A 22,764-nucleotide genomic window follows, 5' to 3' on the forward strand; every position below is an offset into this window, starting at 1 on the left:
GGCTCTGAATCGCTTGGACTCTGTTCAGAAAACCCACGCTCTGGGGCTGTTTCGTCCACAGTTTGAACGCTTCCGCAGGGGGGAAGCCTTTGATTTGCCGGGCCGACGGAAGGCTGCTTTGTCGGTCATGCAACCACAATGCCCGACCGGGCGGAAAACAGGAAAGGTCACCCAATGAAGGCGCAGGTTCTTCACAAATACGACATGGCTTTGACCGCGCCAAACTGGGTGACCTTGCAAGACGTGCCGGATCCCAAGATTGCAAAATCGACAGATGTAATTGTTCGCATCGGCGGGGCCGGTGTGTGCCGCACCGATCTTCATATCGTTGAAGGCGTGTGGATGCCGATCACCGACCCCACCGGCGATAAGCTGCTGCCGCTCATTATGGGGCATGAGAACGCAGGCTGGGTCGAAGAAATCGGCCCTGAGGTTGAAGGCTTCAAGATTGGCGATCCGGTCATCGTGCACCCGAAGGTCACGGGTGGCACTTGTCTTGCCTGCCGCCGTGGCCATGACATGCACGGTGACGGCAAGTTTCCGGGGCTGGACAGCAACGGCGGCTATGCCGAGGCGCTGCTGACATCGTCGCGCAATCTTGTAGCCTTGCCCAAGACGCTGGCCCCCAAGGACGTGGCCCCTTATGCCGACGCCGGACTGACGGCCTACCGCGCAGCCAAGAAAGCCGCGCAAGTGTTGCTGCCCGACCAGACGGCGGTTGTCATCGGCGCGGGCGGTCTGGGCCACATCGGTGTGCAGGTTCTGCGCGCCATGTGTGCAGCGCGGATCATCGTCGTTGATATTTCCGATGTGTCGCTGAAGCTGGCAGGTGAAGGCGGGGCCGATCATCTGGTCAAGGCTGACGGTGACGAGGTTGACGCCGTGCTGGCGCTGACTGGCGGCAAGGGAGCCGAGGCAGTGATCGACTTCGTGGGCGAAAAAGGCACCACGAAGAAGGGGCTCGACATGACCCGAGCCAACGGCAGCTATTACATCGTGGGATACGGCGAAAACATCAATATTCCCACCGTTGACCTGATCTCTACCGAGCGAAACATTATCGGCAATCTTGTCGGCACCTGGGCCGAACTGACCGAATTGATGGCGCTGGCTGACCGCGGTTTGGTGGAACTGGCGACCAAGCACTACAAACTCAGCGAAGCAAATCAGGCACTGCAAGACCTGCACCACGGCAAGATCAAGGGACGTGCGGTTCTGGTCCCCTGACCGTCCGCTTCCCTTGCAATAAACATGATCTTTCGGGAGGAAACCATGACCAAGACAACGCTGCGCGGCGCGTTTGCCGCAACGACGGCCCTGAGCCTGATTGCCAGCACGGCAATGGCTGAGGATTACACCAAATACGGCATCAAGGCCGATGTGCCGGGCACCTGTTCCTTCGAAGCGATTGATGCCAAGGACTACACCGGGCGCACGCTGAACATCATCACCCATGCCATCCCGGTGATCGGCGAGCCGACAGCGCTGCACGCTCAGCAGTTTCAGGAACTGACCGGGGCCACCGTCAACGTGGTGCACGTGCCGTTCGGCGATCTGTTCCAGCGGATCATGATTCCGTTCCAGACACAGCAGGCGGCGTATGACGTGCTGTTCCATGCCTCGTTGTGGCTGGGGGATTTTAGTCCGTTTTTTGCCGAAGTGCCTGCGGCATATCAGGAAACATCGGGGATGAAATCTGTGACCGACACCTACCGTGGCGTGTCGCTTGTGGATGGCAAGCTGTTGCAATACCCGATGGACGGCGACCGCCATTATCTGAAGTACCGCAGCGATGTGTTCGCAAACCCGGATATGCAGGCGAAGTTCAAAGAGGCCACTGGCCGCGATCTGACCGTGCCTGCAACATGGGAGGAATATAACGAGGTCGCCGCCGTCTTCAACGATTTCGACTTTGACGGCGACGGTGCGCCGAACTTCGGCACTGCCGAAGTGACCAAGCGCGACGACCTGATGTTTTCCGCCTTCATCAGCCGTGTTGCGGCCTATGCCAAGCACCCCGACGTGAAGGGTGGTTTCTTCTTTGATCTGGAAACCATGACGCCCCTGATCAACACCCCCGGCTGGGTGCGCGGGCTGGAACTGTTCGTGGCGGCACAGGCGTCGATGCCGCCCGGTGGCACGTCTTTCGGTCTGGGGGATGAGATCTTTTCGTTCGGTGGCGGGCAGACATTGATGTCCTATTCATGGGACGATGCTTTCATTCAGGCCATGCAGGCTGACAGCCCGATCCGCAACAAGGTGGCCGCAGCACCCTTGCCGGGCGCGAAAGAGGTCTGGAACCGCACCACCGGCGCGTGGGATACGTTCGAGACGCCAAATCAGGTATCCTATGTCACCTGGGGCTGGTCGTCTGCAGTGGCCGCGGCAAGCCCCAATCAGGATATGGCATTCGACTATCTGTGCTTCTTTTCCAACGAGGCGAACACCATGGCTGACCTGCAAATCGGCCGCTTTGGCGTGAACCCGTACCGGGCCGAACATTTCGACCCGGCGTTCTATCAGAACGACCTTGGCTGGGATGCTGCCGTTGCCACCACCTATGCCGACACGCTGAAGGCGGTGGACAGCGCCCCCAATCAGGTGTTCGACCTGCGCGTGCCGGGGGTGGGCGAGTTCATGTCGTCGCTGGCTGCAGGTGTGGCACGGGCGCAATCGGGCGAGGCCACGGCGCAAGAGGCGCTGGATGGTGTGGCCGCCGAATGGACCGCAATCGTGGACCGGATTGGCAAGGACAAGGTGAAAGCCGCCTATGCAAACGTGGTGGCACTGGAAGACAAGTGATCAAAGGGGGGCTGTTGCAGCCCCCCCCACCCCCATCGCCTCCCCATGGGGGAGGCCCCTGCACTGACGTGGCACGTCTTGCCGGATGCGTCGCAAGACAGCTTTGCAGATCCCGCTTCTCCCTCCCGCCTTTGGGGCGGAGGGTTGGGTGGGGCGGCTTTAGTGACGGCAACCAAGCCGATCCGAAACCAAAAAGGACCGCACGCCGATGTACCGCCAGAAATACCTGTTCCTTCTGCCCGGCCTTCTGGTGCTGGTGGCGATCATCCTTTTCCCGCTTCTGTTCACCATCCGCGTCAGCTTTTCCTCCTGGGATGTGTATAACCCCGGCTTGAACTGGATCGGCGGCGAGAACTATGGCCGCCTGTGGGAGGACGCCCGCTATTGGCAGGCTCTCGGGCGATTGACGCTGCTCTCGGTCACCACGGTGCTGATCCAGTATGTCCTTGGCTTTGCGCTGGCACTGATGGTCTGGCGCGACCTAGCCGCGCGGCGGCTGTTCCGGGTGTTGTTCCTGATCCCGATGATGACCACGCCCGTCGTCATGTCGGTGCTGTGGCGCACGATCTTTCATGAAAGCCTCGGGCCGCTGAACCCCATTCTGGAAAGTCTCGGCATCGGCGCCGCACCTTGGCTCTCCAGCGCAGGCTGGGCCTTTGCGGCGGTGGTGATTGTCGAGGTCTGGCAATGGACGCCGTTCATGTTTCTGCTGCTGCTGGCGGGGCTTTTGTCCTTGCCAAACGAGCCATATCTCGCTGCAAAGATTGATGGTGCGGGGCCTGTGCGGACGTTCTTTTCAGTAACCTTTCCGATGCTGGGCGCGATTTCGGTGGGGGCCATCCTGATCCGCCTGATCGAGGCGTCAAAGATCATGGAAACGGTCTATGTGCTGACATCTGGCGGGCCGGGCACCAGTACCGAAACATCCAGCTATTACATCTACATTCGGGGGATGCGGGATTTCCAGATCGGTTATTCGGCGGCGCTGTCGCTGACCTACCTGATCATCATGATCGTGGCGCTGACGGTGATTGCCAAGCTTCTGGTGCGCGCATTGGTAAAGGACGCGGCATGAAAACCCTGTATCTGGCGCTGAAATATCTGGCGATCGCGCTGTGGTCGGCCTTTGTCGTGTTCCCGTTCCTCTGGGCGCTGACCACCAGTTTCAAATCCGCCAATGGCGTGACCGGCGGGGCGACATGGATCCCGTGGGTGCAGTATGAACCATCCTTGCAGGGCTGGCAGTCGCTTTTCGGCGGGGTGGGCGGTATCAATGTGGTGAAGCCGTTCTACAATTCCCTCGTCGTTACCCTTTCGGCCAGCGTGATCAGCATCACGCTTGGCACACTGGCCGCCTATGCGCTGTCGCGGTTCACCTTCCGGTTTCTGTGGATGCGCAACAGCGACATTACCTTCTTCTTCATCAGCCAGCGAATCATGCCACCTATCGTGCTGGCCATTCCCTTTTTCCTGATGCTGCGCTCGCTTGGCCTGCTGGATAGTCTGCCGGGGTTGATCCTCGTTTATGTGGCGCTGCTGATGCCGATTGCCGTGTGGGTCATGGTCGATTTCTTCAACGGCGTGCCGCGTGGGCTGGATGAGATGGCGTGGATGGATGGCTGCAATCCGATCACCACCTTCTGGCGGGTGATCCTGCCCAATGCTCTGCCGGGGTTGGTGGTGGCCGGGATGTTCTGCATCATCTTTGGCTGGAATGACTTTTTCTTTGCCTTCACGCTGACCTTTACCGAGACGCAGCTTTTGCCAGTGGCCATCGTGTCGCTGAATTCATCGGTGACGCCGTGGTGGTCGCTGTCGGCGGCGGCGCTGGTATCCATCGCGCCGCTGGTTGTGCTGGCGTTTGTGGTAGAGCGGTTCCTGTCAAAGGGCGGCTTGGCCGGGGCGGTGCGCTGATGCTGAAGATCACAGATCTTGAGCTGCTGGTGGGGGGCGTGGCGCATCTAGCCGCCATTAACGCCAGCTTTCAGCCCGGCACGCTGACCACCATTCTGGGCCGCACTGGGGCGGGCAAGACCACGCTGATGCGCGCGATTGCGGGGCTGATTGCGCCGGACAGGGGCCAGATCTTGCTGGACGGCACGGGTTGGACGCGCCTGCCGCCCTGGAAGCGCCCGGTGGCGATGGTGACGCAGCAATTCATCAACTATCCACATCTGAACGTGCGCGACAATGTGGCCTTCCCCCTGGTGCGCGCGGGTGTGGCCAAGGCCGACGCCGCCGCCCGCGCCGAGGCGGCCCTAGCGCGCGTGGGTCTTGCCGCGATGGTGGACCGCCGCCCCTCGGCGCTGTCAGGTGGCCAGCAACAGCGTGTGGCGATCGCCCGCGCGCTGGTGAAAAAGGCCCCGGTCCTTCTGTTGGACGAGCCGTTTGTGAACCTTGATTACAATCTGCGCGAGGCGTTTCGCAAAGATCTGGTTGACCTCTTGGCAGTAGAGACGGGCACAGTGGTGCTTTACGCCTCGACCGATCCGCGTGAGGCCTTGCAGATGGGCGACCAGATCGTGCTGCTGGCGGACGGTCGCATCGTGCAATCGGGCAGCCCGCGTGATGTCTTTGCCAACCCGGCCAGCCTGACCGCCGCCAGGGTCGTGAACGACCCGCCGATCAACCCGATCCCATTTCACCAGAACGGCGTTGCCGATTTCGGCGCGCTTGGCCAGCAGGCAATTACTCTGCCGTCGGGTGCCTACACGCTGGGCCTGCGCGCAAGCGATATCCGCGCGGGCGGGCCGAATCAGGCGCGGGTCACGCTTACCGAAGTCACCGGGTCTGAAACGCTGACCCACCTGTCGTTGAACGGCCTTGACCTGGTGATGCAGGAAAAAAGCGTCGTGCTGCGAAGCCCCGGTGATGTGGTGGGCGTGCATCTTGATCTGCACAAAGGATTAGTCTTTGGCGCAGACGGGCAAAGGGCAGGGGTCTGACATGGCAGAAATTCGGCTGGCCAAACTGGCCCACTCCTACGGCAACGGAACAAATGCGCTGAAACCGCTGGACATGACCTGGCGCGATGGCGGCACCTATGCGCTGCTCGGGCCATCTGGTTGTGGCAAATCCACCATGCTCAATATCATCTCGGGCCTATTGAAGCCGTCTGAGGGCCGGGTCCTGTTTGACGGGCAGGATGTGACTGATAAAGACACCGGCGCGCGGAATATCGCGCAGGTGTTTCAGGTGCCGGTGATCTACCGGTCGATGACGGTGGGCGAAAATCTGGCCTTCCCGTTGGTGTGCCGCCGCGTGCCCACCCCCCGCATCAAGGCGCGGGTCGAGGCGATTGCCGAGCGGCTGGGCCTGTCGCGGCATCTGAACAGCCGCGCCGTGGCGCTTACGGCAGATCAGAAACAACTGATCTCGCTGGGCCGCGGGCTGGTGCGCGAAGATGTTTCAGCGGTGCTGCTGGACGAACCGCTGACGGTGATCGACCCGCAGATGAAGTTCGAGCTGCGCAAGATCCTGAAGGACATCAACCGCGAGTTTCGCCTGACTATGGTGCTGGTCACGCATGACCAGAACGAGGCGCTGACCTTTGCCGATACAGTTGTCGTGATGAACCACGGTGAGGTGATACAGGCGGGCACTCCGCAAGAGCTGTTTGAACGCCCTGCCACCACCCATGTTGGGACCTTTATCGGCAGCCCAGCGATGAACTTTTTGCCCGCCGTGCGCGAGGGTGACCGGGTGCTTGTCCCCGGCGCCGGCCTGTCCCGCACAGCCCCCGCGGACCTGCCTACCACAGATCTGACACTGGCCTTTCGCCCGGAGCATGCGGTTGCGGGTGGCCCCCTGGCAGGCACCGTGACGCGCATTTGGTTTGAAGGTGCCGATCAGGTGCTGGCCTTGTCGGTCGGCGACGCGTCGTTGCGCATCCGTGCCGTAGCAGGGGCCGAAACGGTCGGGGCAATCGTGCGTTTTGACGTGCCGCAAGACTGCTTGCGGCTATACCACCAAGGCCGCCTTGTGGCCTGAGAAATTTGCAACCTGAGGAGATGGCAACAATGAGTGATTACTATTCACAGGAAAACCACGGTCCGTTTCATCTGCACAGCCTTGGCGATTTCACCCTGACCTCGGGGCAGGTGCTGAAGGACGCGCAAATTGCCTACGCCACCCAAGGCACGCTGAACGCGGCCAAGGACAACGCAGTGCTGGTCACCACCTGGTACACGGGCACCACCAAGATCATGGAGCAGATTTACATAGGCGCGGGCCATGCGCTGGACCCATCGAAGTATTTCATCATTCTGGCAAATCAGTTGGGATCAGGCCTGTCCACATCGCCCTCTAACTCTGCGGCGCAAGGGGGGGCGGCCTTTCCCGCAGTGTCAATGGGAGATGACGTCAACGCACAGCACCGGCTGGTGACAGAGGCGTTTGGCCTCGATCATCTGGCGCTGGTGTTCGGCGGGTCGATGGGGGCGGGGCAGGCGCTGGAATGGGCCTGCCGTTACCCCGGTTTTGCACAGCGTGTTGCGGCCTTGGCGGGGGTTGGCACCACGCGCCCCCATGCCGTGGTCATAGGCAAGATCGTGCAGGACATCCTGACCTCTGCTCCAGGCTTCAACGGCGGAGCCTATGCCGCTGCCGACATGGCAGTGCCACTGCGCCAGCACGCGCTTTACTGGACAAACCTTGCTTGGTGCCCTGATTTTCTAGACCGCAAGGGGTGGGAACCCTTGGGCCATGCGTCTCTGGATGCCTTTCTGACCGATTTCATGACCGGCTATTTCGCGCCGATGGATGCCAACAACCTGCTGGCACAGGTCAGCAAATGGCAACGCGCCGATGTGGGTGGCATTGCGGGCGGCGATGCAAAGGCCGCCTACGCGAAGGTGAAGTCGAAGGTGCTGCTGATGCCGATATCGTCAGACCAGATTTTCCCTGTGACCACCTGCATCGCAGAGGCAGCATTGATCCCCGGTGCCCGCCTGACCGTGATCGAAGGCAAGGCAGGCCATCTTGGTCTTTTCGCCATCGAGCCTGATTACATGCCGCAGATCAACGCGGCTCTCTCCGGGCTGCTAGGTGAACAGGTCTAGGCTATCTTCTTGCGGGCGATCTGATCAGTCATCTGGTGGACTTGATTGCGTCTGGAGTCTCGTCCTAAGCTCAGCTGATCCGCGCGGATTGCCGCTTTACCCATCGGATAGGTATTGAAGACTCAATCGAAGCGACTCCGCCGATCTTCGTTAGACGTCCGGTCAAAAAGTGCTCGAAGTCGTTCAGGTCGGCAACCGAAATTCGAAGTAGATAGTCGAAGCTGCCGGTCATCAGCCAACACTCCACAACTTCGGGGCAGAGTTTGACCTCACGCTCGAACTCGACAAGTTTGCGGTCCACCTGCTGATCCAGCTTGACAGAGACGAAGACACTGAAGCCAAAGCCCATGCGTACCTCGTCCACCACGGCGCTGTAGCCGGTGATGAAGCCGTCGGCCTCTAGCCGACGGATGCGCCGCGCACAGGGTGAGGGCGACAGGCCGACACGCTCGCTCAGTTCCTGATGTGAGATGCGCGCATCTGCCTGCAGTTCTTTCAGAATTCGGTGGTCGATCTGATCCAGTTTCACATGATATACGCCGAAAATCAGCGCCCCTTGTCAATTTGACGCCGAATATGAGCAATCGGAGTGCGAAAAGACAGGTAAAATGCAGGTATCTCGCCCAAGGACTGCGATATTCTTGCCTAAAGGAGTTGCCGATGCCTGATTTTCCCCATCTGAAAACCATTGAACAGCGCTTGCTGTGGTTGTCGCACTGGATGATCCATCACGCCAATCACATCCGGCCCAAGGTAGACGGGATCAAGGTCGGCGGGCATCAGGCGTCGTCGGCCTCGATGGTGTCGATCCTGACAGCGCTCTATTTCCACGCGCTGCGGCCACAAGACCGGGTCGCGGTCAAACCCCATGCCTCGCCGCTCTTTCACGCCATCCAGTATCTGATGGGCAACCAGACCCGCGAAAAGATGGAGAATTTCCGCGGTTTCGGTGGGGTGCAAAGCTACCCCAGCCGGACCAAGGACGTGGATGATGTCGATTTCTCTACCGGATCGGTCGGCCTTGGCGTCGCGATCACGTCGTTTGCGTCGATCGTGCAGGACTATATCGCCGCCAAGGACTGGGGCGGCGATCTGCCTTTGGGCCGCATGGTGGCGTTGGTCGGTGATGCCGAGATGGACGAAGGCAACGTCTATGAGACGCTGCAAGAGGGCTGGAAGAACGATCTGAGAAACTGCTGGTGGATCATCGACTACAACCGCCAGTCGCTGGACGGGATCGTGCGTGAAGGGCTGTTTGCGCGGATCGAGCAGATCTTCGACGCCTTCGGCTGGGATGTGGTGCGGGTCAAATACGGCGCCCTGCAACGCGCGGCTTTTGCCGAGCCGGGAGGCAGCGCCCTGCGCGACTGGATCGACCGCTGCCCGAACCAGCAATACGCCGCGCTGACCTTTATGGGCGGGGCCGTCTGGCGCAAGCGGCTGATGGAGGATCTGGGCGATCAGGGCGATGTGTCGGCGCTGATCGACCGGCGCGACGACGCAGGATTGGCAGCGCTGATGGAAAACCTTGGCGGCAACTGCGTGCAGACCATGGCCGAGGCGTTTGACGCCGTCACCCACGACCGGCCGACCTGCTTTCTCGCCTATACGATCAAGGGCTGGGGCACCCCGATTGCCGGCCACAAGGACAACCACGGCGGGCTGATGAACCCCACTCAGTTTGCGTCATGGCAAAGGCACATGGGCGTGCCGCAGGGCCAGGAGTGGGAGCCGATGGCCACCGTCCAAGACCCGACCGCCCTGCGCAGTTTCCTCTCGCGTGTGCCGTTTTTTGCAAATGGCAGCCGCCGCTATCACGACGACCGCATTGCCGTGCCGAAGATCATCGTCGATACTGGCCGCGAGATCTCGACCCAGGCTGCCTTCGGCAAGATCCTCGACGATCTTTCCAAGAGCTCCTCTGCGTTGGCCGCGCGGATCGTTACCACCTCGCCTGACGTAACGGGAACCACCAGCCTCGGCCCCTGGGTCAACCGGCGCAAGTTGTTTGCGCGTCAGCCGCAGGCCGATGCCTTCATTGAGCACCGCATCCCCTCGACCGCGAAGTGGGAGTTTGCGCCCGAGGGACAGCATATCGAACTGGGCATCGCCGAGATGAACCTGTTCTTGCTGCTGGGGGCGGCGGGCCTGTCACACAGCCTATTCGGCAAGCGGCTGTTCCCCATCGGCACAGTCTATGACCCCTTTGTGCATCGGGGCCTCGATGCCCTGAATTATGCCTGCTATCAGGATGCCCGCTTCATCATCATCGGCACCCCGTCGGGCGTTACACTGGCGCCCGAAGGCGGCGCGCATCAGTCCATCGGGACACCCTTGACCGGCATGTCGCAGGATGGTTTGGCGGCGTTTGAACCGGCCTTTGCCGATGAATTGGCGGTGATCATGGAATGGGCCTTCGACTACCTTCAACGCGACGGCGATGGCGACCCGGACGAACGCACCTGGCTGCGCGACAAAACAGGCGGGTCGGTCTATCTGCGGTTGACGACAAACCCGCTCGAACAGCCGGGCAAGCGCCACGACAACGCCTTCTTGCAAGGAGCCATCGACGGAGCTTACTGGCTGCGAAAGCCCGGACCAAATTGCCAGTCAGTGATCGCCTATCAGGGGGCTGTAGCGCCTGAGGCTATTGCGGCAGCGGGCATCATCGGCGAACACCGCCGCGATGTGGGGGTGCTGGCCGTTACCTCGGCCGATCGGCTGAACGCGGGCTGGACGGCCGCACAGCGCGCCCGCGCACGTGGTAACCGGGCGGCACGCAGCCACATTGAGACATTGTTGGCGGACCTGCCACGAGATTGTCTGCTGATCACGGCCATTGACGGACACCCGGCCACTTTGGCCTGGCTAGGGTCGGTCGGCGGGCACAAGACAGTGTCACACGGGGTCGAGCATTTCGGCCAGACTGGCACAATCGGCGACCTCTATCACCACTTCGGGCTGGACCGTGACTCCCTTGCGCAGTCCATAGCGGGTTTGACAACGGGACGAGGTTCTTAGGGTCAGTGAACAGCCCCTAGTTTGCTAGACTCCTTACAGTTTCAGTTTCTGCTGCTGTTCGAAGGCGATCGGTGACAGCATGCCGTTCCTAACGTGTTTGCGCTGCGGGTTGTAGAAGAACTCGATGTAGTCGAACACGTCTTGTCGGGCTCCACTGCGGGCCCGCAAGCTATTGTAGGACAAGGCAATCGCTATTGAGAACGATACCGTGGCTTGGCAAACCGAGCGTAGTTGCCAACCTATAGGTTGGCAGGGGCGCTTAGGGACATCAGCCTCGGTCAAGCTTCTGTCCGAAGGACCACGGTCTGGTCGCGGCGGCTCTCCGGGAGGTACACCGCTGCGACCTTCGGCAACCACCGCAAATCTATAGCCGTCCCTTATCCCCGCGCATTCAAATCTCCCATCAATTAGGGCTACCCTCAGTTCTTTGGAAATTCTGACTTTGGAGCGTCCGAAACGCTAAAGTGTCGCTTCCGTCAAAGAAATCCATGGTGTTCTCTTTAAAAATATGTCACTTTAGGCATCATGGACGCCGTAAGGTCACAAAATCTGAAGAAGCTGCTTGATGCCGTGCCCGCCGGGTATCTGGTCGATGCCGCGTGGCTCGTCTCCCAAGGCATCGCCTATGAGAGCTTCCGTGACTATGTGAAGCGCGGCTGGCTCGACCGCATCACCCGAGGCGTATTCCGCCGCCCACTCCCCAGCACCGCAGCCCCCCCGACGTCGAACAGCATCGACTGGAAGACCTGCATCCTCTCCACGCAGCATATCATGGGTCATGACCTGCATATTGGCGGCACCACGGCGCTCGGCGAACAGGGACATGCCCACTATCTGCGCCTCGGCGAAAGCGCTCCAGTTTGGGTCTATGGGGTCAGTATCCCCAATTGGCTGGCGAAACTGCCGATGGATGCCCCGATAAGAACCCGCCCCCGATCCTTGTTTGCCGACCCGAAACTGGGCTTGATCGAAGGCATGACGACCGGCCAGCCGTGGGACTGGGGTCTCACGATGTCGACGCCGGAGCGCGCGATCCTGGAGGCCATGGACGAGTTGCCCGACCATGAGAGTTTCCACACGCTCGACATGGCTTTCGAGAGCCTGACAACCCTGCGCCCGAAACTGCTTTCCGACCTCCTCGAGGCTTGCCGCAAGATCAAGGTCAAGCGCCTGTTCTTCGTCTTTGCCGACCGTCACAATCATCCTTGGCGCAAAAGGATCGACCCGCAGGCATTTGATCTCGGCAGCGGCGACCGAGCCTTGGTTCAAGGCGGCAAGATCCACCCGCGCTATCGGATCATGGTGCCGGAAGATTTCGTGCAACCGGTAGGCGACCGTGGCGCGTGAGACCTAGGAAGCCCAGGTAAAGCGGGGCTTTATTGCTTTGTTGATGCCCATCGACTACATTACGCGAGAAGTTACCTCACAGAGATGATGCAATGGCCTCGGTCGCAGCGAAAGTGATGTCGACAGTCAGCGCGCCCTACGGCGTGCAGGTGACGGCTACCCAGCTGGCCGAAAAAATCGCCGACAGCAAGAGCGTCGATGCCTTCGATTGCAGCGTGTTCGCCTTCCTGTCCGAAGTGTCCCCCAAACTGCAGCAGTCGTTTATCGACGAGATGGGTGTTAGCAAGGACGCAGTCATCGTGGTCGCAAAAAAATTCTCCGAGCTCGCCGGATACAAGCTCCCGCTCGCGATCTGAATGAACGTCCCGCAGCCAAGCCGCTGGCCCGAGCTTTTTGATGTGGCTATGGCGATCGTTGACCAAGCCAACGGTCAGGGTATCGGCATGACGAACTGGAGCTTTGGGGGCGGAACGGCTCTCATGCTCCAAATCAAGCATCGCGAAAGCCACGACATCGATCTCTTTATCGACGATGCCCAGTATCTCCCGTATTTGAACCCTGAGACGCAAGGATACAATCTCGCACTCGCACCGAGCGACTATGAAACCGATGGCACGCGCGCCTTGAAGATCGTGTTCAATGGCGTCGGCGAGATCGACTTCATCTGCTGCGACCCAGTCACCCAAGAACCGTATGTCATTACCGATATCCGCGGACGACGCGTCAAACTCGAGACGCCAGCCGAAATCCTGGCCAAGAAGGTAGTCTTCCGCGGTTCACACCTCCAGCCCCGGGACATGTTCGACATCGCCGCCGTCGCCCATGCACTTGGCACCGACTACGTCGTTGAAGCCTGCTCCAGATTTCCTGATGCTTCCCGGGGAGCGCTCGCAGTCGCCGAGAAAATGAATCCTGCGCTGGTTGATGCCGTCACAGGCAAGTTGTTGGTGTCAGAGGGATTTCAGATTCTTCAGGGCCATGCACAGGGAGTAACGAAGGCAGTCCTGGTCGAAGCGATCGCGCGAGCAGGCTGACCGGTCGCAGACGGCCGGCCAAGCCGATCGGCTGCGACGCCAAGAGCATCCAGCCGGTCTTTGCCGTTGAGGCGCAGGAATGCCTCAGCCATGGAGCATCTCTCCAACCAATCGTGCCAGCCAAGTCGGGAACTGCGGCGCGGCGGACATCAGTTCAATCTTTGCCGTCTCCGTGAGCTTGGATCGCAGGATTTGCAGGGCCTTGGGAGCCTCATCCGGCCCGAGCCATGCCAGCGCACGGACGGCCTGGCCCGAGGTCTTGCTCCCAAGGGCCAACTGCCAGCGCGGTGCATGACGCAGTTCGACCGCTTGCCGGCCAAGGTTCAGCACACGGCTTCGACCGGAAGTGAGGTAAACCGACTTGACCGGCACCTGCGTGGTCAGGCCCAGAGCGTTCGCAGCAGCAGCACCGCTCGGGACGATCGTCTCACCCCGCTGCACAGCGAGCGCTTCAATCGCCTGTTCAGCCGACGGACTGCGCGGACCAAAGCGTGTCTGGACGGGCCTCATGTAGATGCCGCGTCCCGCACGGATCAACTCGCCGCGCGCGGCCAAACGCGACAGCGTCTGATCGACCGCCGCGCGCGAGCCGAGGTGCAGGAGCCCCTTCGCTGCCAAGGGCACTCCCTCCGGCAACGTCGTCGCAACATTCATAATGCTTTCGGCCATGCGCTCCATGATCGCTCCTTTGTCAGAAAATTGTACCAATTTCTGACAGTTTTCAACCGTGCGGTCTCACCCGAAGCGGCGCCCTCCTTCGGTGAAGGTGTACTCGTTGACGATGATCCCTTCCTCGATGGCCTCGTCCGAGGTCAGGTGGTCGTATTCGGCCTCAAGCTGGCTGTAGAGCCAGCGGGCCAGATCGCGCAGCGCCTCGGTCACAACCTCCTCCGCGTCATCAGTCGGCAGCTGCCAGGTCGGGCTGTCGCGCGTGACGTCAACGGACATGGTGTATTCGTGATCGTAGCGACCGCGATGGCTGATCTCGGCGGCAAGCTGGTAGAAGTTGCGCCGCTGGATGGCCTGCAGCCGGTCTGCGATGCCATGCAGCGTCGCATCCGTTGGGGCGTAGTCCCGAATGCGCACGGCCGCGCCATTGGCGTGGGACCAGTAGCCCTCGAAGCAGGCCCCATCGCCCTGGCTACAGAAGCCGGAGAACCAGATGCAGGGCTTGGCCCGCGTCCCTCCGCCCATCAGGCGGACGGGGGTGGTTTTCAGGCGGATGCCGAGGATCTCGCAGACCCGCTCGAAATCGTCATAGACCGCGTCCCACCAATCGTCGTGGGGGCCAAGCTCGCGATACCAGCTGCGCGCCTTTTCCTTGGCGGCATCCGAGAGTTCGGGGAACTGGTAGACGTTGGTGCAGATGATCTCAGGCATCGACGTCCTCCCCATTCAGCGCGGCGGCCAGCCATTCCTGGCTGCTGGTCCAGCCGACGGATTTGCGTGCGCCGAGATCGATGACATGCGCGCCGCCGCCGAAGGCGTCGAGGCGCGGTCGGGAGCAGGTGAGGGCATACTGGAAGCCCCAGAGGCCGGTGAGATCGAACTCTTCCGCGAGACGCAGGACGAAGCGGATGACGGCTTCGACATCGCCGTGGTCCTCGTCATGGAGCCAGAGGGTGCTGCCCTCGGGCGCGTCCTGACGCGCGAGAGTGAAACCCGCGACCTCCGGGTCGTCGGCGTCCTGATCCGCGGCGCGGAGTTCCTCGAACAGCGCAAGCACGCGGGCCGCCTTGTCGGGGGTGCCGACATCGAGCAGGCACGAGAAATGGGTGAAGTAATCCGCCATGGGAACCTCCTGAATGGGGAAGGCCCGGCCGAACGGCCGGGCGCTGTGTCGGGTTGAAGGGGTGGTTGGGGCGATCAGCCTGTGGACCTGTCGCCCTCCACTTGTCGCGCGGCATGCGCGCAGAGCATCTGTCGATAGAAGCGCTTGCGCGCGGTCCGGAAGCCGCGAACAGCGCGCGTGTCGGGGTGAAGCGCCCGGACTGCCGCCCGCAGGACGGCATAGGGCGACGCCGTCACGAGCAGGCCGAGGCGCTGATAGGTCGGATCGGTCATGTCAGGTGACCTCGACCACGGGCGAGGCGAGATGCGGATCCACCAGCGCCTCGATCCTCTCGGCCCGGCCCATCCACGGCTCGGGGCGGATCGCTTTCACCCAGTCGGCAAAACTGGGGATGAAACCGAGGTCCTCCTTCACATGCTGCTCGCCGACCCACCGGGTCGGGATGATGCGCCCGGTCGAGAGGGTGAGGGTCTGGCCGAAGATCGTCTCGGCCATGAAAATACCCTCGGCATGGTGGCGGAGCGCCCGGTGCCGGAAATCGGCCGTGATCTCCTTGCTGGCATCGAACCAAGAATGCAGCGCCAAGTAGCAGTCGACCGTGCCGCCCCATTTCTTCACCGAGGAGAGGGCGTGGTGATAGGGATGTGCCATCGCCGCCCCCTCAGAAATCATGGGTGAAGAGTTCAGACGAGGTGAAGCGCTCGTTGAACTCAAGATGGATGCAGCGAGCCGGGGCGTCGAAGCAGAACTCGCCGTAAGCGCCGTCGTTGTTTTCCCAACCGCCATGGGTGTCGGAGAGGAAGTCGTACGCGAGCTGCTCCACGACATCCTCCAGCGAAAGGCTGCGCATCTCGACCTCAGGATTGTCCCAGGTCAGCGCGGCGTATTCGATCTCGGTCGCGGGGAAATCGACAGTGGTCTCGCCGGACCATGCGCCGATGCTTTCGATCTGGCCGCTGTCTGCAGCACCATCGAAGGTGATAGTGACATGGGTGATGCCGGCGGCCGTGAGGCCGTCGAAGAGGCGATCCTTGTTGCCGGGGCGCAGCGCTTCGATCCGAGCGGCACGCTCGGCGTGGGCCGCGAAGATCTGCGCCATGTCGACGGTCGAGGGCGCCATCGGGGGCGCGAGGGTGGGTTCACTCAGGGTCATCGGGTGTCTCCGGTAAAGGGAAGGGATCGGAGCCGGGCCGGGCGATCTCTCTCCCCCGGACAAGCTCCAAATCCCCCCCTGCCCTTCTCTGTCTCTCGGGCCTCACGCAGCGACCTGCAGCGCCCGGGCGGCCAAGGCGCGCCAGAGCGGGTCGACGAGACGCCCGTCCAGAAGATCGGCGCGGTGGCGCAGCCGCTTCGCCAGATCTGGCTCTCCCCAGGCGGCGGCGCGGCCCGCCTGCGCGCGCAGCTGGCTTGCCTCGGTCACTACGCCGCGCGCCTCAGCCGCGCTCGACACCGGGTGGCACCAAGCGACGGCGTGGCCGCTGGCGGCCCCGGCCAGCACAAGGCGCTCGTCGCGGTCGAGGATTGCCAGAAGCTGGGTCGCGGCATCCGGGGCGATCCCCTCGGCATGGTCGATCGCACCCTGCATGGCCTCGGCCAGCGTCGCGAAGTGGGCGAGGACCAGCGGAACGGCGCGGCCCAACATCAGATCGGCCGGTGCGCGGCGCGACAGGGTCAGGGCGAAGGGCAGGTTGGGATCAGTGTCGCCCGAGGGAAAATGCGGCGGGACGCCCTGTGCGTAGGCGGACGGCTGGATCAGCAATGGCAGGTCGAACATGGGAAGATCTCCGACGGCGCGGGAAGCCTCTCTCACCGCTTCATCCGTCAAAGACCAAACCGCCGCCCTCTTCCTCGAAGCGGCGGCGGCAGGTTCGCAGGCGAAGTCAGAGCCTGCCCAAAGCCCGCAGGCTCAGCTCCGTTCCGGCACCGACGATGATGTGGTCGTGCAACGTCAGACCGAGATACCTGCACCCCTTCTGGATCTCCTTGGTCATGCTGAGATCGGCCTCCGACGGCGTCGGATCGCCCGAGGGGTGGTTGTGGATCAGGATCAGGGCGCTGGCATTCAGCATCAGCGCCCGCTTGATCACCTCGCGCGGATAGACGGGGACATGATCGACTGTGCCGGTCGACAATAGCTCATCGCCGATGATGCGGTTCTTGCGGTCGAGATAGAGGACATGGAAGCGCTCGATGGGCCCGCGAACGCTGAACGCGCAATAGTCCATCAGCGCCTGCCAGCTGCCGATGACCGGGTTCTGGCTGAGGTAACGGCCGAGGATGTCACGAGCCTCGAGGATGACGGTTTCTTCCTGGGGGGTCATGGGGGTCTCGCTGAACTGCGCGCGCCGAAGCCCCCTGCCCTGTCGAGGCGGGGCCAGTGGCGCGCTGCTGGAAAAGAAATGGGCGCGACCGCCCCGGATGCGGGCGGTCGCGTTGGTTGGGAACAGCCCGTCAACCGATCCGGTCGAGCAGCTTCTTGGCGCGCCCTTCCATGTCGAGGCGGGCATCCTGCTGGGTCTTGTCGCGCGCGAGCCGCGTGATGCCCTGCACGAAATCGAAGATGCTCTCGGGCGGGCGGCCCTCTTCCATCAGCACCTTCTCGATAATCTTGCCTGACTCCGCCTTCGAGAACCCGCGCTTGCGCAGGAAGTCATCCCGGTCCTCGTCCGTCCGCGCCACAATCTGCTGCCGCGCCGCCTTGATGCCGTTCACGAAGCCCTGCGGCGAGGAATTGGCGAACCGCGTCAGCGCCGGGGCAGCCTCATGCGCAAAGCGCGAGGCGGCGTATTTCGAGTGGCGAATCTTGATCTCCTGGAAATCCTCGACGCCCCAGAGGTTGCGGTTCTGGCACACGGCACGGAGGTAGAAGCTCGCCATGCCGAGCGTCTTCGCACCAACTTCGGAGTTCCAGCAGTAGAAGCCCCGGAAGTAGAGATCGGGGGAGCCGTCGGGCAGGCGGCCCGCCTCGATCGGGTTGTGGTCGTCGACCAGAAACAGGAAGACATCGCGGTCCGAGGCATACAGGGTGGTCGTGTCGCGGCTGATCTCGACATCGGGGTTGTAGACCCCGGTCGACCAGTCGAGCACACCCGGCACCTTCCAGCGCGTATCGCCGGTGCCATTGCCCGCGATGCGCTGCACCGCCTCGACCAACTCGTGGTCATGGATGCGGCCATAGTCGGGGCCGGTCACGGCGCGCAGTTCGGTGCGACCATCCTCGGTCTCGAAGGTCTTCACCTGCTCGGCGCGGTGGTTGGTCAGGCCGTATTGCAGATTGATCCCCGCCAGCGGCGCGGGCAGTTGCCGCAGGTAGGAGGCAGGAGCGCCGACGATGCTGGCAAGCTGGCCGAACGCCCAGTGCGTGGGCGCGACCGGTTCTTGCGCTTTCGGCAGGACCAGGTGCATCCGCTCGGCGCTATCACGCGTTGCTTCGACCCGGATGTCGGCCGTCTGCACCACACGGCTGCGGCTGCGTTCGGACCGACCTTTCACCGATGCCCAGAGATCATCGAGCGACAGGTACCGCTCGTCATCAGGCCGGTTGAACCATTCGGACGACACCCGCCCGTTCCGCTCACCCCGGCTCACATCCACTTTCCAGCCACCAGCACGCGTCGGCGCGACCGGATCCAGAACTTCTACAACGCCCATCGGCTATCTCCCGTGACAGGCGCCGGAAGCCACTCTCCCGACCCTCAACCCGTCACCGGGAAACCGGCACAACTCGGACTCTCTCGGGCAAACGGTGCAAAGCCAGAGGCGCTCCAACCCCGCAACGCATCGGTCTTGACCTGCAATCGAAAATGGCAGACGTTGTATATGGCCTTTCTCGCAGGCCGGTGTGCCCGCCACGCGAAGCTTTGCAGCGATTTTGACTTCGAACAGCAGACTTCATGCCATAGGCGGGTCTGATTAGCAGCGGGCACCTAGTCGGATCCAGCTTGGACATGGATCATGACACAGAACGATAAGCTTAAGAACTTGAAACTCCTGGCAAAGCGTTACGCCAGAGCGACCGGTCAACCACAGCACGCAGCGCTCGACCTTGTTGCGGCGCGATTGGACTTTCCCCATTGGAATGCCTTGACGGGTAGCGCCAAAGGAGAGTGGGCTCCCTCCGAAGCACAAGTCGCCACGATCAAGGCCTTCGTGGAACGGATCACTTCCTACGAGGGTTCGACCTTCGACCATATCTTCGGGGGCCCCGATGCCGTCACTCGAGGAGAAGTCCGAGGGTATCCATACGCGCTGAAAACAATGCTTGGCGACGTCCGCATGGAAGGTGATGGTTGGCGGATCATCCTGCCAGAAAACCCTTCAGCTGCCCCTCGGGTCGAAATCGACATCAAGCATGCCCAGAACAGCCCGATGAACGATCGGGTGCTGTGTGAAGAAGCCATCGGGATTGCAAAGGAATTGATGCAAAGCGTGAAAGCGCAACGATTTGCCGACTGGCCACGGCGCGCCACGAAACCTGATGCAGAGGGAAAGGTCCGCCACCCGTTTTTGGAGATGGAGGAATCAAACCTCTGGTACTGCCTACACTGCAACGCAGAAATCACCGGCCCACAGATCGCTGGAACCCATTGGCATTGCCCCGGCTGCGGCGCATCACCAATCAACATTTTTCCTGAAGCGTTCTGGTTAGGACCGAACGAGGAAAAGCCAGTGCCGGTTCAAGCTCGTGCCGAAGGTCAAGGGACTGAACCCATCGCCTCTATCGTCGATCCGCGGCCGAAGCTTGATCTCAGCAAGGACCAGGTGACCCATTTGATCCGGGCAGCTCTGTTCGAGGATGCAACCAATGCCAGTGAGCGCATGGGAGCAGGTCTGGCCGAAATCTGGGTGGATGACGATCTCGATGTCGTTGTTTCCTTCGAGGATCACTACTGGCCCGAAGAAAAGGAGCCCACGGCGGCGATCGACGTGGCTGCAGTGCTCGGGATCGAGCTGGAGTTGGAAGTTATGTGGTCGGATCCGCTGTTCGCGTGGCCCGGTTTGGGCACCGTGACACAGAGCACGGCCGAATACACTCGCATGATGCTTGATGCCTATCGCAGTCACGGCATCGTCGAAGAAAGGGACGCGAACCGGTAGCTGCGCAGTCTATGCGGCCTCGGACGCTCAAGGAGGCGGGCAACAGAAGGCGAAAACTGCCTTTGGCCCGGCGGGTTTCCCCGCCGGACCCGAGGGGGAGACCCCGTTCCTCAGAACGGGATCTCGTCGTCGCGGTCGACCAGCTCGGGGTTTTCGTTCTCGGCCGACTTCGGACGGCTCAGGAAGTCGACCTTCTCGGCGATGATCTCGCAGCCGTAGCGGTCGTTCCCCATGCTATCGATCCACTTGGTGTAGTGGATGCGGCCGTGGACGAGAACCTTCATGCCCTTTTCGCAATGCTCCGCGACTGTCTTGCCGAGTCCGTTGAAGCAGGTGATGCGGTGCCATTCGGTGTCCATGACCCGGTAGCCGTTCTCGTCGCGCAGGACGCGACCTTCCGAGAGGCGGGGGCGGGAGGTGGCGAGGCTGAAGTTGGTGATCTTGGTGCCGCCCTGGGTGGTGCGGACCTCGGGGGTCTGACCGATGTTGCCGGCGAGGATGACGATGTTCTGCATGGTAAGCTCCTGTGTGTCCTGTCTTTGGGACCGTCCCTTCGACAAGACCCGGAAAAAGCCCGTCGGGTGACGCGTGCACGGTGGACGGAACGGCCGCCGGAAACCCCCAGAGGACCGGGGTGGAGCGGGCAGCCCCAAAGGGGCAACACGGCCCGGACTGACGCGGGGTTGCGCGCGAGAGCCCGAACGGGATTAGGGGATTGTCAGTCGAAGGGATGGCCCAGGAGACAGAGATGCGGAGGGAGCCGATGCCAGAACCTGTCACCCGGCCAATCGGGACAGCCTGACCCCCAGTTCAGCAACTCCTTGGCGACGGAAGCGGCGACCGACAGCCATTGCCACCCCTGCCCTTGCCTTACGGGAGTTGCGGCACCCTGCATCAACAGGGTATCGATACCGGGACATTCAGGACACGGACCGCATCAATGGCTGATTACGATCTCGAGGCACTGTAAGCGCTGTCCCGATCACACTGTGACGGGGTAATTCCACGGGAGCAGGTCGTCGATCTGGCTTTGCTTGTGGCCTTGAACGATGGCGGTGAGCGTTGCCGTCAGCCATGCGTGGGGATCGATGCCGTTCATCTTGCAGGTTTCGATCAGCGAGGCGATGACGGCCCAGTTTTCGGCTCCTGCGTCGTGTCCTGCGAAGAGGGCGTTCTTGCGGTTCAGGGCGATGGGGCGGATGGTGCGTTCGACGGTGTTGTTGTCGATCTCCGCGCGGCCATCGGTGAGGAAGCGTCCCAGTCCGTCACGGTATTTGGCGATGTAGGTGAGTGCTTCGCCTAAGGGCGATTTGGCCGAGGCGCGGGCGCGGTGATGCGTCAGCCAGTCGTCGATGCGGGCGATGATCGGGGCGGAGCGATCCTGCCGGACGGCCAGTCGGGTTATGGGGTCTTGGCCGCGGATTCCGGCCTCGATGGCGTAGAGATCGCGGATCAGTGCCACACCTTCCTCAGCAATCGGCGCGGGCCCGGTGCGGGTGATCTCGATCAGCTTACGGCGGGCATGGGCCCAGCAATATGCGAGTTGGATGCCCGGACCGATCCTGTCCGCTGCGATCAGGCGGTTGTATCCGGCATAGCCATCCACTTGCAGGATGCCGCCAAAACCCTGCAATATCCGCTCGGCATGCTGTCCACCGCGACCGGGAGCATAGGTGAAGACAACGCCAGGTGGAGCTGCACCGCCCCACGGTCGATCATCACGGGCCAAGGCCCAGAAGTATCCCGTCTTGGTTTTTCTTGCACCCGGGTCGAGCACCGGGGCGCGGGTCTCGTCCATGAAGAGCTTGGTTGATCGCTTCAGGTCCGCCATCAGGGCATCATGCACGGGGCGGAGTTCGAAGGCGGCGCGGCCCACCCAATCGGCAAGCGTGGATCGGTCGAGATCGACGCCCTGACGGCTGTAGATCTGGGCCTGCCGGTAAAGCGGAAGGTGATCTGCATACTTGCTGACCACCACATGGGCGACCGTGGCTTCGGTCGGCATGCCGCCCGGGATCAGCCGCGCAGGGGCCGCCGCCTGTGCAACGCCATCGGTGCAGGACCGGCAGGCATACTTCGGACGGCGGATGACGATGACACGGAACTGGGCGGGCACGATGTCGAGACGTTCCGACACGTCCTCGCCAATGCAATGCAGGCAACCACCGCAGGCGCAAGTCAGGCTGTCCGGTTCGATGACCTCTTCGATGCGCGGCCCCCTCTCACGGTTTGCAAGCAAACCGTTGCCGGGCAACGGGTGCTTGGGCAGCGATCCACGGTTGGCAGAACGCCGTTTGGCGGGGCGCTTGGCGGCGCGATCCTCGGCATCCTCTTCGGCATGGATCATAGCCATGGCCGTTTCCAGATCTTCCAACGCCAGTTCGAATTGGTCCGGATTACTCTTCTCCGATTTCCGGCCGAAGACCGCCTGCTTGAAGGCCGCGACCAGCTTTTCCAGATGTGCAATGCGCTCGTCCTTGCGCTTGTCGCGCGCATCCGCGGCGATCAGCATCGCCTTCAGCGCAGCAATTTCTTCAAGCAGATCAGCGGTCTTCGGCATGGCAGGTTTTTACCAAACCACCATGGGCTATGCCTCTGGAAAGAGCCGACT

Annotated in this window: 24 protein-coding genes and 1 pseudogene; 12 read left to right on the forward strand and 13 right to left on the reverse strand. The window is 61.8% G+C overall.

What is annotated here, in order from left to right; translation table 11 throughout:
- Nucleotides 1-174: 174 nt before the first annotated feature.
- The 7 genes from EI545_RS20775 (at nucleotide 175) to EI545_RS20805 (ending at nucleotide 7,862) form a co-directional block, all read left to right on the forward strand.
- Nucleotides 175-1,227, forward strand: a complete 1,053-nt coding sequence (locus tag EI545_RS20775) for an NAD(P)-dependent alcohol dehydrogenase (protein ID WP_100196007.1) — start codon at nucleotides 175-177, stop codon at nucleotides 1,225-1,227.
- A 45-nt stretch (nucleotides 1,228-1,272) separates the two neighbouring features.
- A complete protein-coding gene (locus tag EI545_RS20780) occupies nucleotides 1,273-2,802 on the forward strand; it encodes a type 2 periplasmic-binding domain-containing protein (protein ID WP_100196111.1) in 1,530 nt (509 codons plus the stop codon).
- A 208-nt stretch (nucleotides 2,803-3,010) separates the two neighbouring features.
- The gene (locus EI545_RS20785) at nucleotides 3,011-3,877 is read left to right on the forward strand and encodes a carbohydrate ABC transporter permease (RefSeq protein WP_125327866.1); all 867 of its coding nucleotides are present in this window, start codon (nucleotides 3,011-3,013) and stop codon (nucleotides 3,875-3,877) included.
- A complete protein-coding gene (locus tag EI545_RS20790; RefSeq protein WP_125327867.1) occupies nucleotides 3,874-4,716 on the forward strand; it encodes a carbohydrate ABC transporter permease in 843 nt (280 codons plus the stop codon). Before EI545_RS20785 ends, EI545_RS20790 begins: the two co-directional genes overlap by 4 nt.
- The gene (locus tag EI545_RS20795; RefSeq protein ID WP_125327868.1) at nucleotides 4,716-5,747 is read left to right on the forward strand and encodes an ABC transporter ATP-binding protein; all 1,032 of its coding nucleotides are present in this window, start codon (nucleotides 4,716-4,718) and stop codon (nucleotides 5,745-5,747) included. Before EI545_RS20790 ends, EI545_RS20795 begins: the two co-directional genes overlap by 1 nt.
- Before the next feature lies 1 nt (nucleotide 5,748).
- Nucleotides 5,749-6,792, forward strand: coding sequence for an ABC transporter ATP-binding protein (locus tag EI545_RS20800; protein WP_100196011.1), 1,044 nt, complete (start codon nucleotides 5,749-5,751; stop codon nucleotides 6,790-6,792).
- 29 nt (nucleotides 6,793-6,821) lie between these two features.
- On the forward strand, nucleotides 6,822-7,862 hold the full coding sequence (locus tag EI545_RS20805) for an alpha/beta fold hydrolase (RefSeq protein WP_125327869.1): 1,041 nt from the start codon (nucleotides 6,822-6,824) through the stop codon (nucleotides 7,860-7,862).
- A gap of 70 nt (nucleotides 7,863-7,932) precedes the next feature.
- On the opposite strand, the gene EI545_RS20810 is transcribed toward EI545_RS20805, so the two are convergent.
- Nucleotides 7,933-8,385 carry an Lrp/AsnC family transcriptional regulator gene (locus EI545_RS20810; RefSeq protein WP_125327899.1) on the reverse strand — a complete coding sequence of 151 codons (453 nt, stop codon included), beginning with the start codon at nucleotides 8,383-8,385 and terminating at the stop codon, nucleotides 7,933-7,935.
- Nucleotides 8,386-8,522: 137 nt separating this feature from the next.
- Here EI545_RS20810 and EI545_RS20815 point away from each other — a divergent pair, with 137 nt between their 5' ends.
- Complete coding sequence (locus EI545_RS20815) at nucleotides 8,523-10,883, forward strand: 1-deoxy-D-xylulose-5-phosphate synthase N-terminal domain-containing protein (RefSeq protein ID WP_125327870.1); 2,361 nt, start codon at nucleotides 8,523-8,525, stop codon at nucleotides 10,881-10,883.
- A 33-nt stretch (nucleotides 10,884-10,916) separates the two neighbouring features.
- Here the strand turns inward: EI545_RS20815 and EI545_RS21480 are convergent.
- Nucleotides 10,917-11,048 (reverse strand): annotated as a pseudogene (locus tag EI545_RS21480) (IS3 family transposase); the annotation flags it as partial.
- Nucleotides 11,049-11,408: 360 nt separating this feature from the next.
- Between EI545_RS21480 and EI545_RS20820 the strand changes: the two are divergent.
- The 3 genes from EI545_RS20820 to EI545_RS20830 all read left to right on the forward strand — a co-directional run bounded on the left by EI545_RS20820 (nucleotide 11,409) and on the right by EI545_RS20830 (nucleotide 13,264).
- Nucleotides 11,409-12,230 carry a type IV toxin-antitoxin system AbiEi family antitoxin gene (locus tag EI545_RS20820; RefSeq protein WP_125327871.1) on the forward strand — a complete coding sequence of 274 codons (822 nt, stop codon included), beginning with the start codon at nucleotides 11,409-11,411 and terminating at the stop codon, nucleotides 12,228-12,230.
- Between the two features lie 92 nt (nucleotides 12,231-12,322).
- Nucleotides 12,323-12,586: a hypothetical protein gene (locus tag EI545_RS20825; protein WP_125327872.1), complete on the forward strand. Its 264-nt coding sequence runs from the start codon at nucleotides 12,323-12,325 to the stop codon at nucleotides 12,584-12,586.
- Nucleotides 12,587-13,264 (forward strand): nucleotidyl transferase AbiEii/AbiGii toxin family protein, encoded by a 678-nt coding sequence (locus EI545_RS20830; protein WP_174258200.1) that lies wholly within the window; start codon nucleotides 12,587-12,589, stop codon nucleotides 13,262-13,264.
- An 84-nt stretch (nucleotides 13,265-13,348) separates the two neighbouring features.
- Here EI545_RS20830 and EI545_RS20835 read toward each other — a convergent pair whose 3' ends face one another.
- The 9 genes from EI545_RS20835 to EI545_RS20875 all read right to left on the reverse strand — a co-directional run bounded on the left by EI545_RS20835 (nucleotide 13,349) and on the right by EI545_RS20875 (nucleotide 18,707).
- A complete protein-coding gene (locus tag EI545_RS20835; protein WP_125327873.1) occupies nucleotides 13,349-13,942 on the reverse strand; it encodes a DUF6088 family protein in 594 nt (197 codons plus the stop codon).
- A 57-nt stretch (nucleotides 13,943-13,999) separates the two neighbouring features.
- Nucleotides 14,000-14,644 carry an antitoxin of toxin-antitoxin stability system gene (locus EI545_RS20840; protein WP_125327874.1) on the reverse strand — a complete coding sequence of 215 codons (645 nt, stop codon included), beginning with the start codon at nucleotides 14,642-14,644 and terminating at the stop codon, nucleotides 14,000-14,002.
- Nucleotides 14,637-15,056 carry a hypothetical protein gene (locus EI545_RS20845; RefSeq protein ID WP_125327875.1) on the reverse strand — a complete coding sequence of 140 codons (420 nt, stop codon included), beginning with the start codon at nucleotides 15,054-15,056 and terminating at the stop codon, nucleotides 14,637-14,639. The genes EI545_RS20840 and EI545_RS20845 overlap by 8 nt, the downstream gene beginning before the upstream one ends.
- 74 nt (nucleotides 15,057-15,130) lie before the next feature.
- Entirely contained in the window at nucleotides 15,131-15,328 is a 198-nt protein-coding gene (locus EI545_RS20850; protein ID WP_125327876.1) for a hypothetical protein, read from the reverse strand.
- Between the two features lies 1 nt (nucleotide 15,329).
- Nucleotides 15,330-15,707, reverse strand: coding sequence for a DUF6915 family protein (locus tag EI545_RS20855; protein WP_125327877.1), 378 nt, complete (start codon nucleotides 15,705-15,707; stop codon nucleotides 15,330-15,332).
- A gap of 10 nt (nucleotides 15,708-15,717) precedes the next feature.
- The gene (locus EI545_RS20860) at nucleotides 15,718-16,209 is read right to left on the reverse strand and encodes a DUF6878 family protein (RefSeq protein WP_125327878.1); all 492 of its coding nucleotides are present in this window, start codon (nucleotides 16,207-16,209) and stop codon (nucleotides 15,718-15,720) included.
- A 102-nt stretch (nucleotides 16,210-16,311) separates the two neighbouring features.
- Nucleotides 16,312-16,830, reverse strand: a complete 519-nt coding sequence (locus tag EI545_RS20865) for a DNA repair protein RadC (RefSeq protein ID WP_125327879.1) — start codon at nucleotides 16,828-16,830, stop codon at nucleotides 16,312-16,314.
- Nucleotides 16,831-16,936: 106 nt separating this feature from the next.
- Nucleotides 16,937-17,377, reverse strand: a complete 441-nt coding sequence (locus tag EI545_RS20870) for a JAB domain-containing protein (RefSeq protein ID WP_125327880.1) — start codon at nucleotides 17,375-17,377, stop codon at nucleotides 16,937-16,939.
- A 130-nt stretch (nucleotides 17,378-17,507) separates the two neighbouring features.
- The gene (locus EI545_RS20875; protein WP_125327881.1) at nucleotides 17,508-18,707 is read right to left on the reverse strand and encodes a DUF932 domain-containing protein; all 1,200 of its coding nucleotides are present in this window, start codon (nucleotides 18,705-18,707) and stop codon (nucleotides 17,508-17,510) included.
- 303 nt (nucleotides 18,708-19,010) lie between these two features.
- Between EI545_RS20875 and EI545_RS20880 the strand changes: the two genes are divergently transcribed.
- Nucleotides 19,011-20,153, forward strand: coding sequence for a hypothetical protein (locus tag EI545_RS20880; protein ID WP_245990434.1), 1,143 nt, complete (start codon nucleotides 19,011-19,013; stop codon nucleotides 20,151-20,153).
- 110 nt (nucleotides 20,154-20,263) lie between these two features.
- Here the strand turns inward: EI545_RS20880 and EI545_RS20885 are convergent, their stop codons facing one another.
- Together EI545_RS20885 and tnpC are read right to left on the reverse strand one after the other, a co-directional pair.
- Entirely contained in the window at nucleotides 20,264-20,668 is a 405-nt protein-coding gene (locus EI545_RS20885) for a single-stranded DNA-binding protein (RefSeq protein WP_090271194.1), read from the reverse strand.
- Between the two features lie 467 nt (nucleotides 20,669-21,135).
- Nucleotides 21,136-22,713 (reverse strand): IS66 family transposase, encoded by a 1,578-nt coding sequence (tnpC, locus tag EI545_RS20890; RefSeq protein ID WP_125327805.1) that lies wholly within the window; start codon nucleotides 22,711-22,713, stop codon nucleotides 21,136-21,138.
- Nucleotides 22,714-22,764 lie beyond the last annotated feature (51 nt).

This window comes from Tabrizicola piscis (assembly GCF_003940805.1).
GTDB classification, from domain to species: Bacteria; Pseudomonadota; Alphaproteobacteria; order Rhodobacterales; family Rhodobacteraceae; genus Tabrizicola; species Tabrizicola piscis.

Bases quoted from the DNA above. Each gene is read 5' to 3' on its own strand.
- EI545_RS20775 (WP_100196007.1), top strand. From the start codon at position 175: ATGAAGGCGCAGGTTCTTCACAAATACGACATGGCTTTGACCGCGCCA.
- EI545_RS20780 (WP_100196111.1), top strand. From the start codon at position 1,273: ATGACCAAGACAACGCTGCGCGGCGCGTTTGCCGCAACGACGGCCCTG.
- EI545_RS20785 (WP_125327866.1), top strand. From the start codon at position 3,011: ATGTACCGCCAGAAATACCTGTTCCTTCTGCCCGGCCTTCTGGTGCTG.
- EI545_RS20790 (WP_125327867.1), top strand. From the start codon at position 3,874: ATGAAAACCCTGTATCTGGCGCTGAAATATCTGGCGATCGCGCTGTGG.
- EI545_RS20795 (WP_125327868.1), top strand. From the start codon at position 4,716: ATGCTGAAGATCACAGATCTTGAGCTGCTGGTGGGGGGCGTGGCGCAT.
- EI545_RS20800 (WP_100196011.1), top strand. From the start codon at position 5,749: ATGGCAGAAATTCGGCTGGCCAAACTGGCCCACTCCTACGGCAACGGA.
- EI545_RS20805 (WP_125327869.1), top strand. From the start codon at position 6,822: ATGAGTGATTACTATTCACAGGAAAACCACGGTCCGTTTCATCTGCAC.
- EI545_RS20815 (WP_125327870.1), top strand. From the start codon at position 8,523: ATGCCTGATTTTCCCCATCTGAAAACCATTGAACAGCGCTTGCTGTGG.
- EI545_RS20820 (WP_125327871.1), top strand. From the start codon at position 11,409: ATGGACGCCGTAAGGTCACAAAATCTGAAGAAGCTGCTTGATGCCGTG.
- EI545_RS20825 (WP_125327872.1), top strand. From the start codon at position 12,323: ATGGCCTCGGTCGCAGCGAAAGTGATGTCGACAGTCAGCGCGCCCTAC.
- EI545_RS20830 (WP_174258200.1), top strand. From the start codon at position 12,587: ATGAACGTCCCGCAGCCAAGCCGCTGGCCCGAGCTTTTTGATGTGGCT.
- EI545_RS20835 (WP_125327873.1), bottom strand. From the start codon at position 13,942: ATGGAGCGCATGGCCGAAAGCATTATGAATGTTGCGACGACGTTGCCG.
- EI545_RS20840 (WP_125327874.1), bottom strand. From the start codon at position 14,644: ATGCCTGAGATCATCTGCACCAACGTCTACCAGTTCCCCGAACTCTCG.
- EI545_RS20845 (WP_125327875.1), bottom strand. From the start codon at position 15,056: ATGGCGGATTACTTCACCCATTTCTCGTGCCTGCTCGATGTCGGCACC.
- EI545_RS20850 (WP_125327876.1), bottom strand. From the start codon at position 15,328: ATGACCGATCCGACCTATCAGCGCCTCGGCCTGCTCGTGACGGCGTCG.
- EI545_RS20855 (WP_125327877.1), bottom strand. From the start codon at position 15,707: ATGGCACATCCCTATCACCACGCCCTCTCCTCGGTGAAGAAATGGGGC.
- EI545_RS20860 (WP_125327878.1), bottom strand. From the start codon at position 16,209: ATGACCCTGAGTGAACCCACCCTCGCGCCCCCGATGGCGCCCTCGACC.
- EI545_RS20865 (WP_125327879.1), bottom strand. From the start codon at position 16,830: ATGTTCGACCTGCCATTGCTGATCCAGCCGTCCGCCTACGCACAGGGC.
- EI545_RS20870 (WP_125327880.1), bottom strand. From the start codon at position 17,377: ATGACCCCCCAGGAAGAAACCGTCATCCTCGAGGCTCGTGACATCCTC.
- EI545_RS20875 (WP_125327881.1), bottom strand. From the start codon at position 18,707: ATGGGCGTTGTAGAAGTTCTGGATCCGGTCGCGCCGACGCGTGCTGGT.
- EI545_RS20880 (WP_245990434.1), top strand. From the start codon at position 19,011: ATGACACAGAACGATAAGCTTAAGAACTTGAAACTCCTGGCAAAGCGT.
- EI545_RS20885 (WP_090271194.1), bottom strand. From the start codon at position 20,668: ATGCAGAACATCGTCATCCTCGCCGGCAACATCGGTCAGACCCCCGAG.
- tnpC (WP_125327805.1), bottom strand. From the start codon at position 22,713: ATGCCGAAGACCGCTGATCTGCTTGAAGAAATTGCTGCGCTGAAGGCG.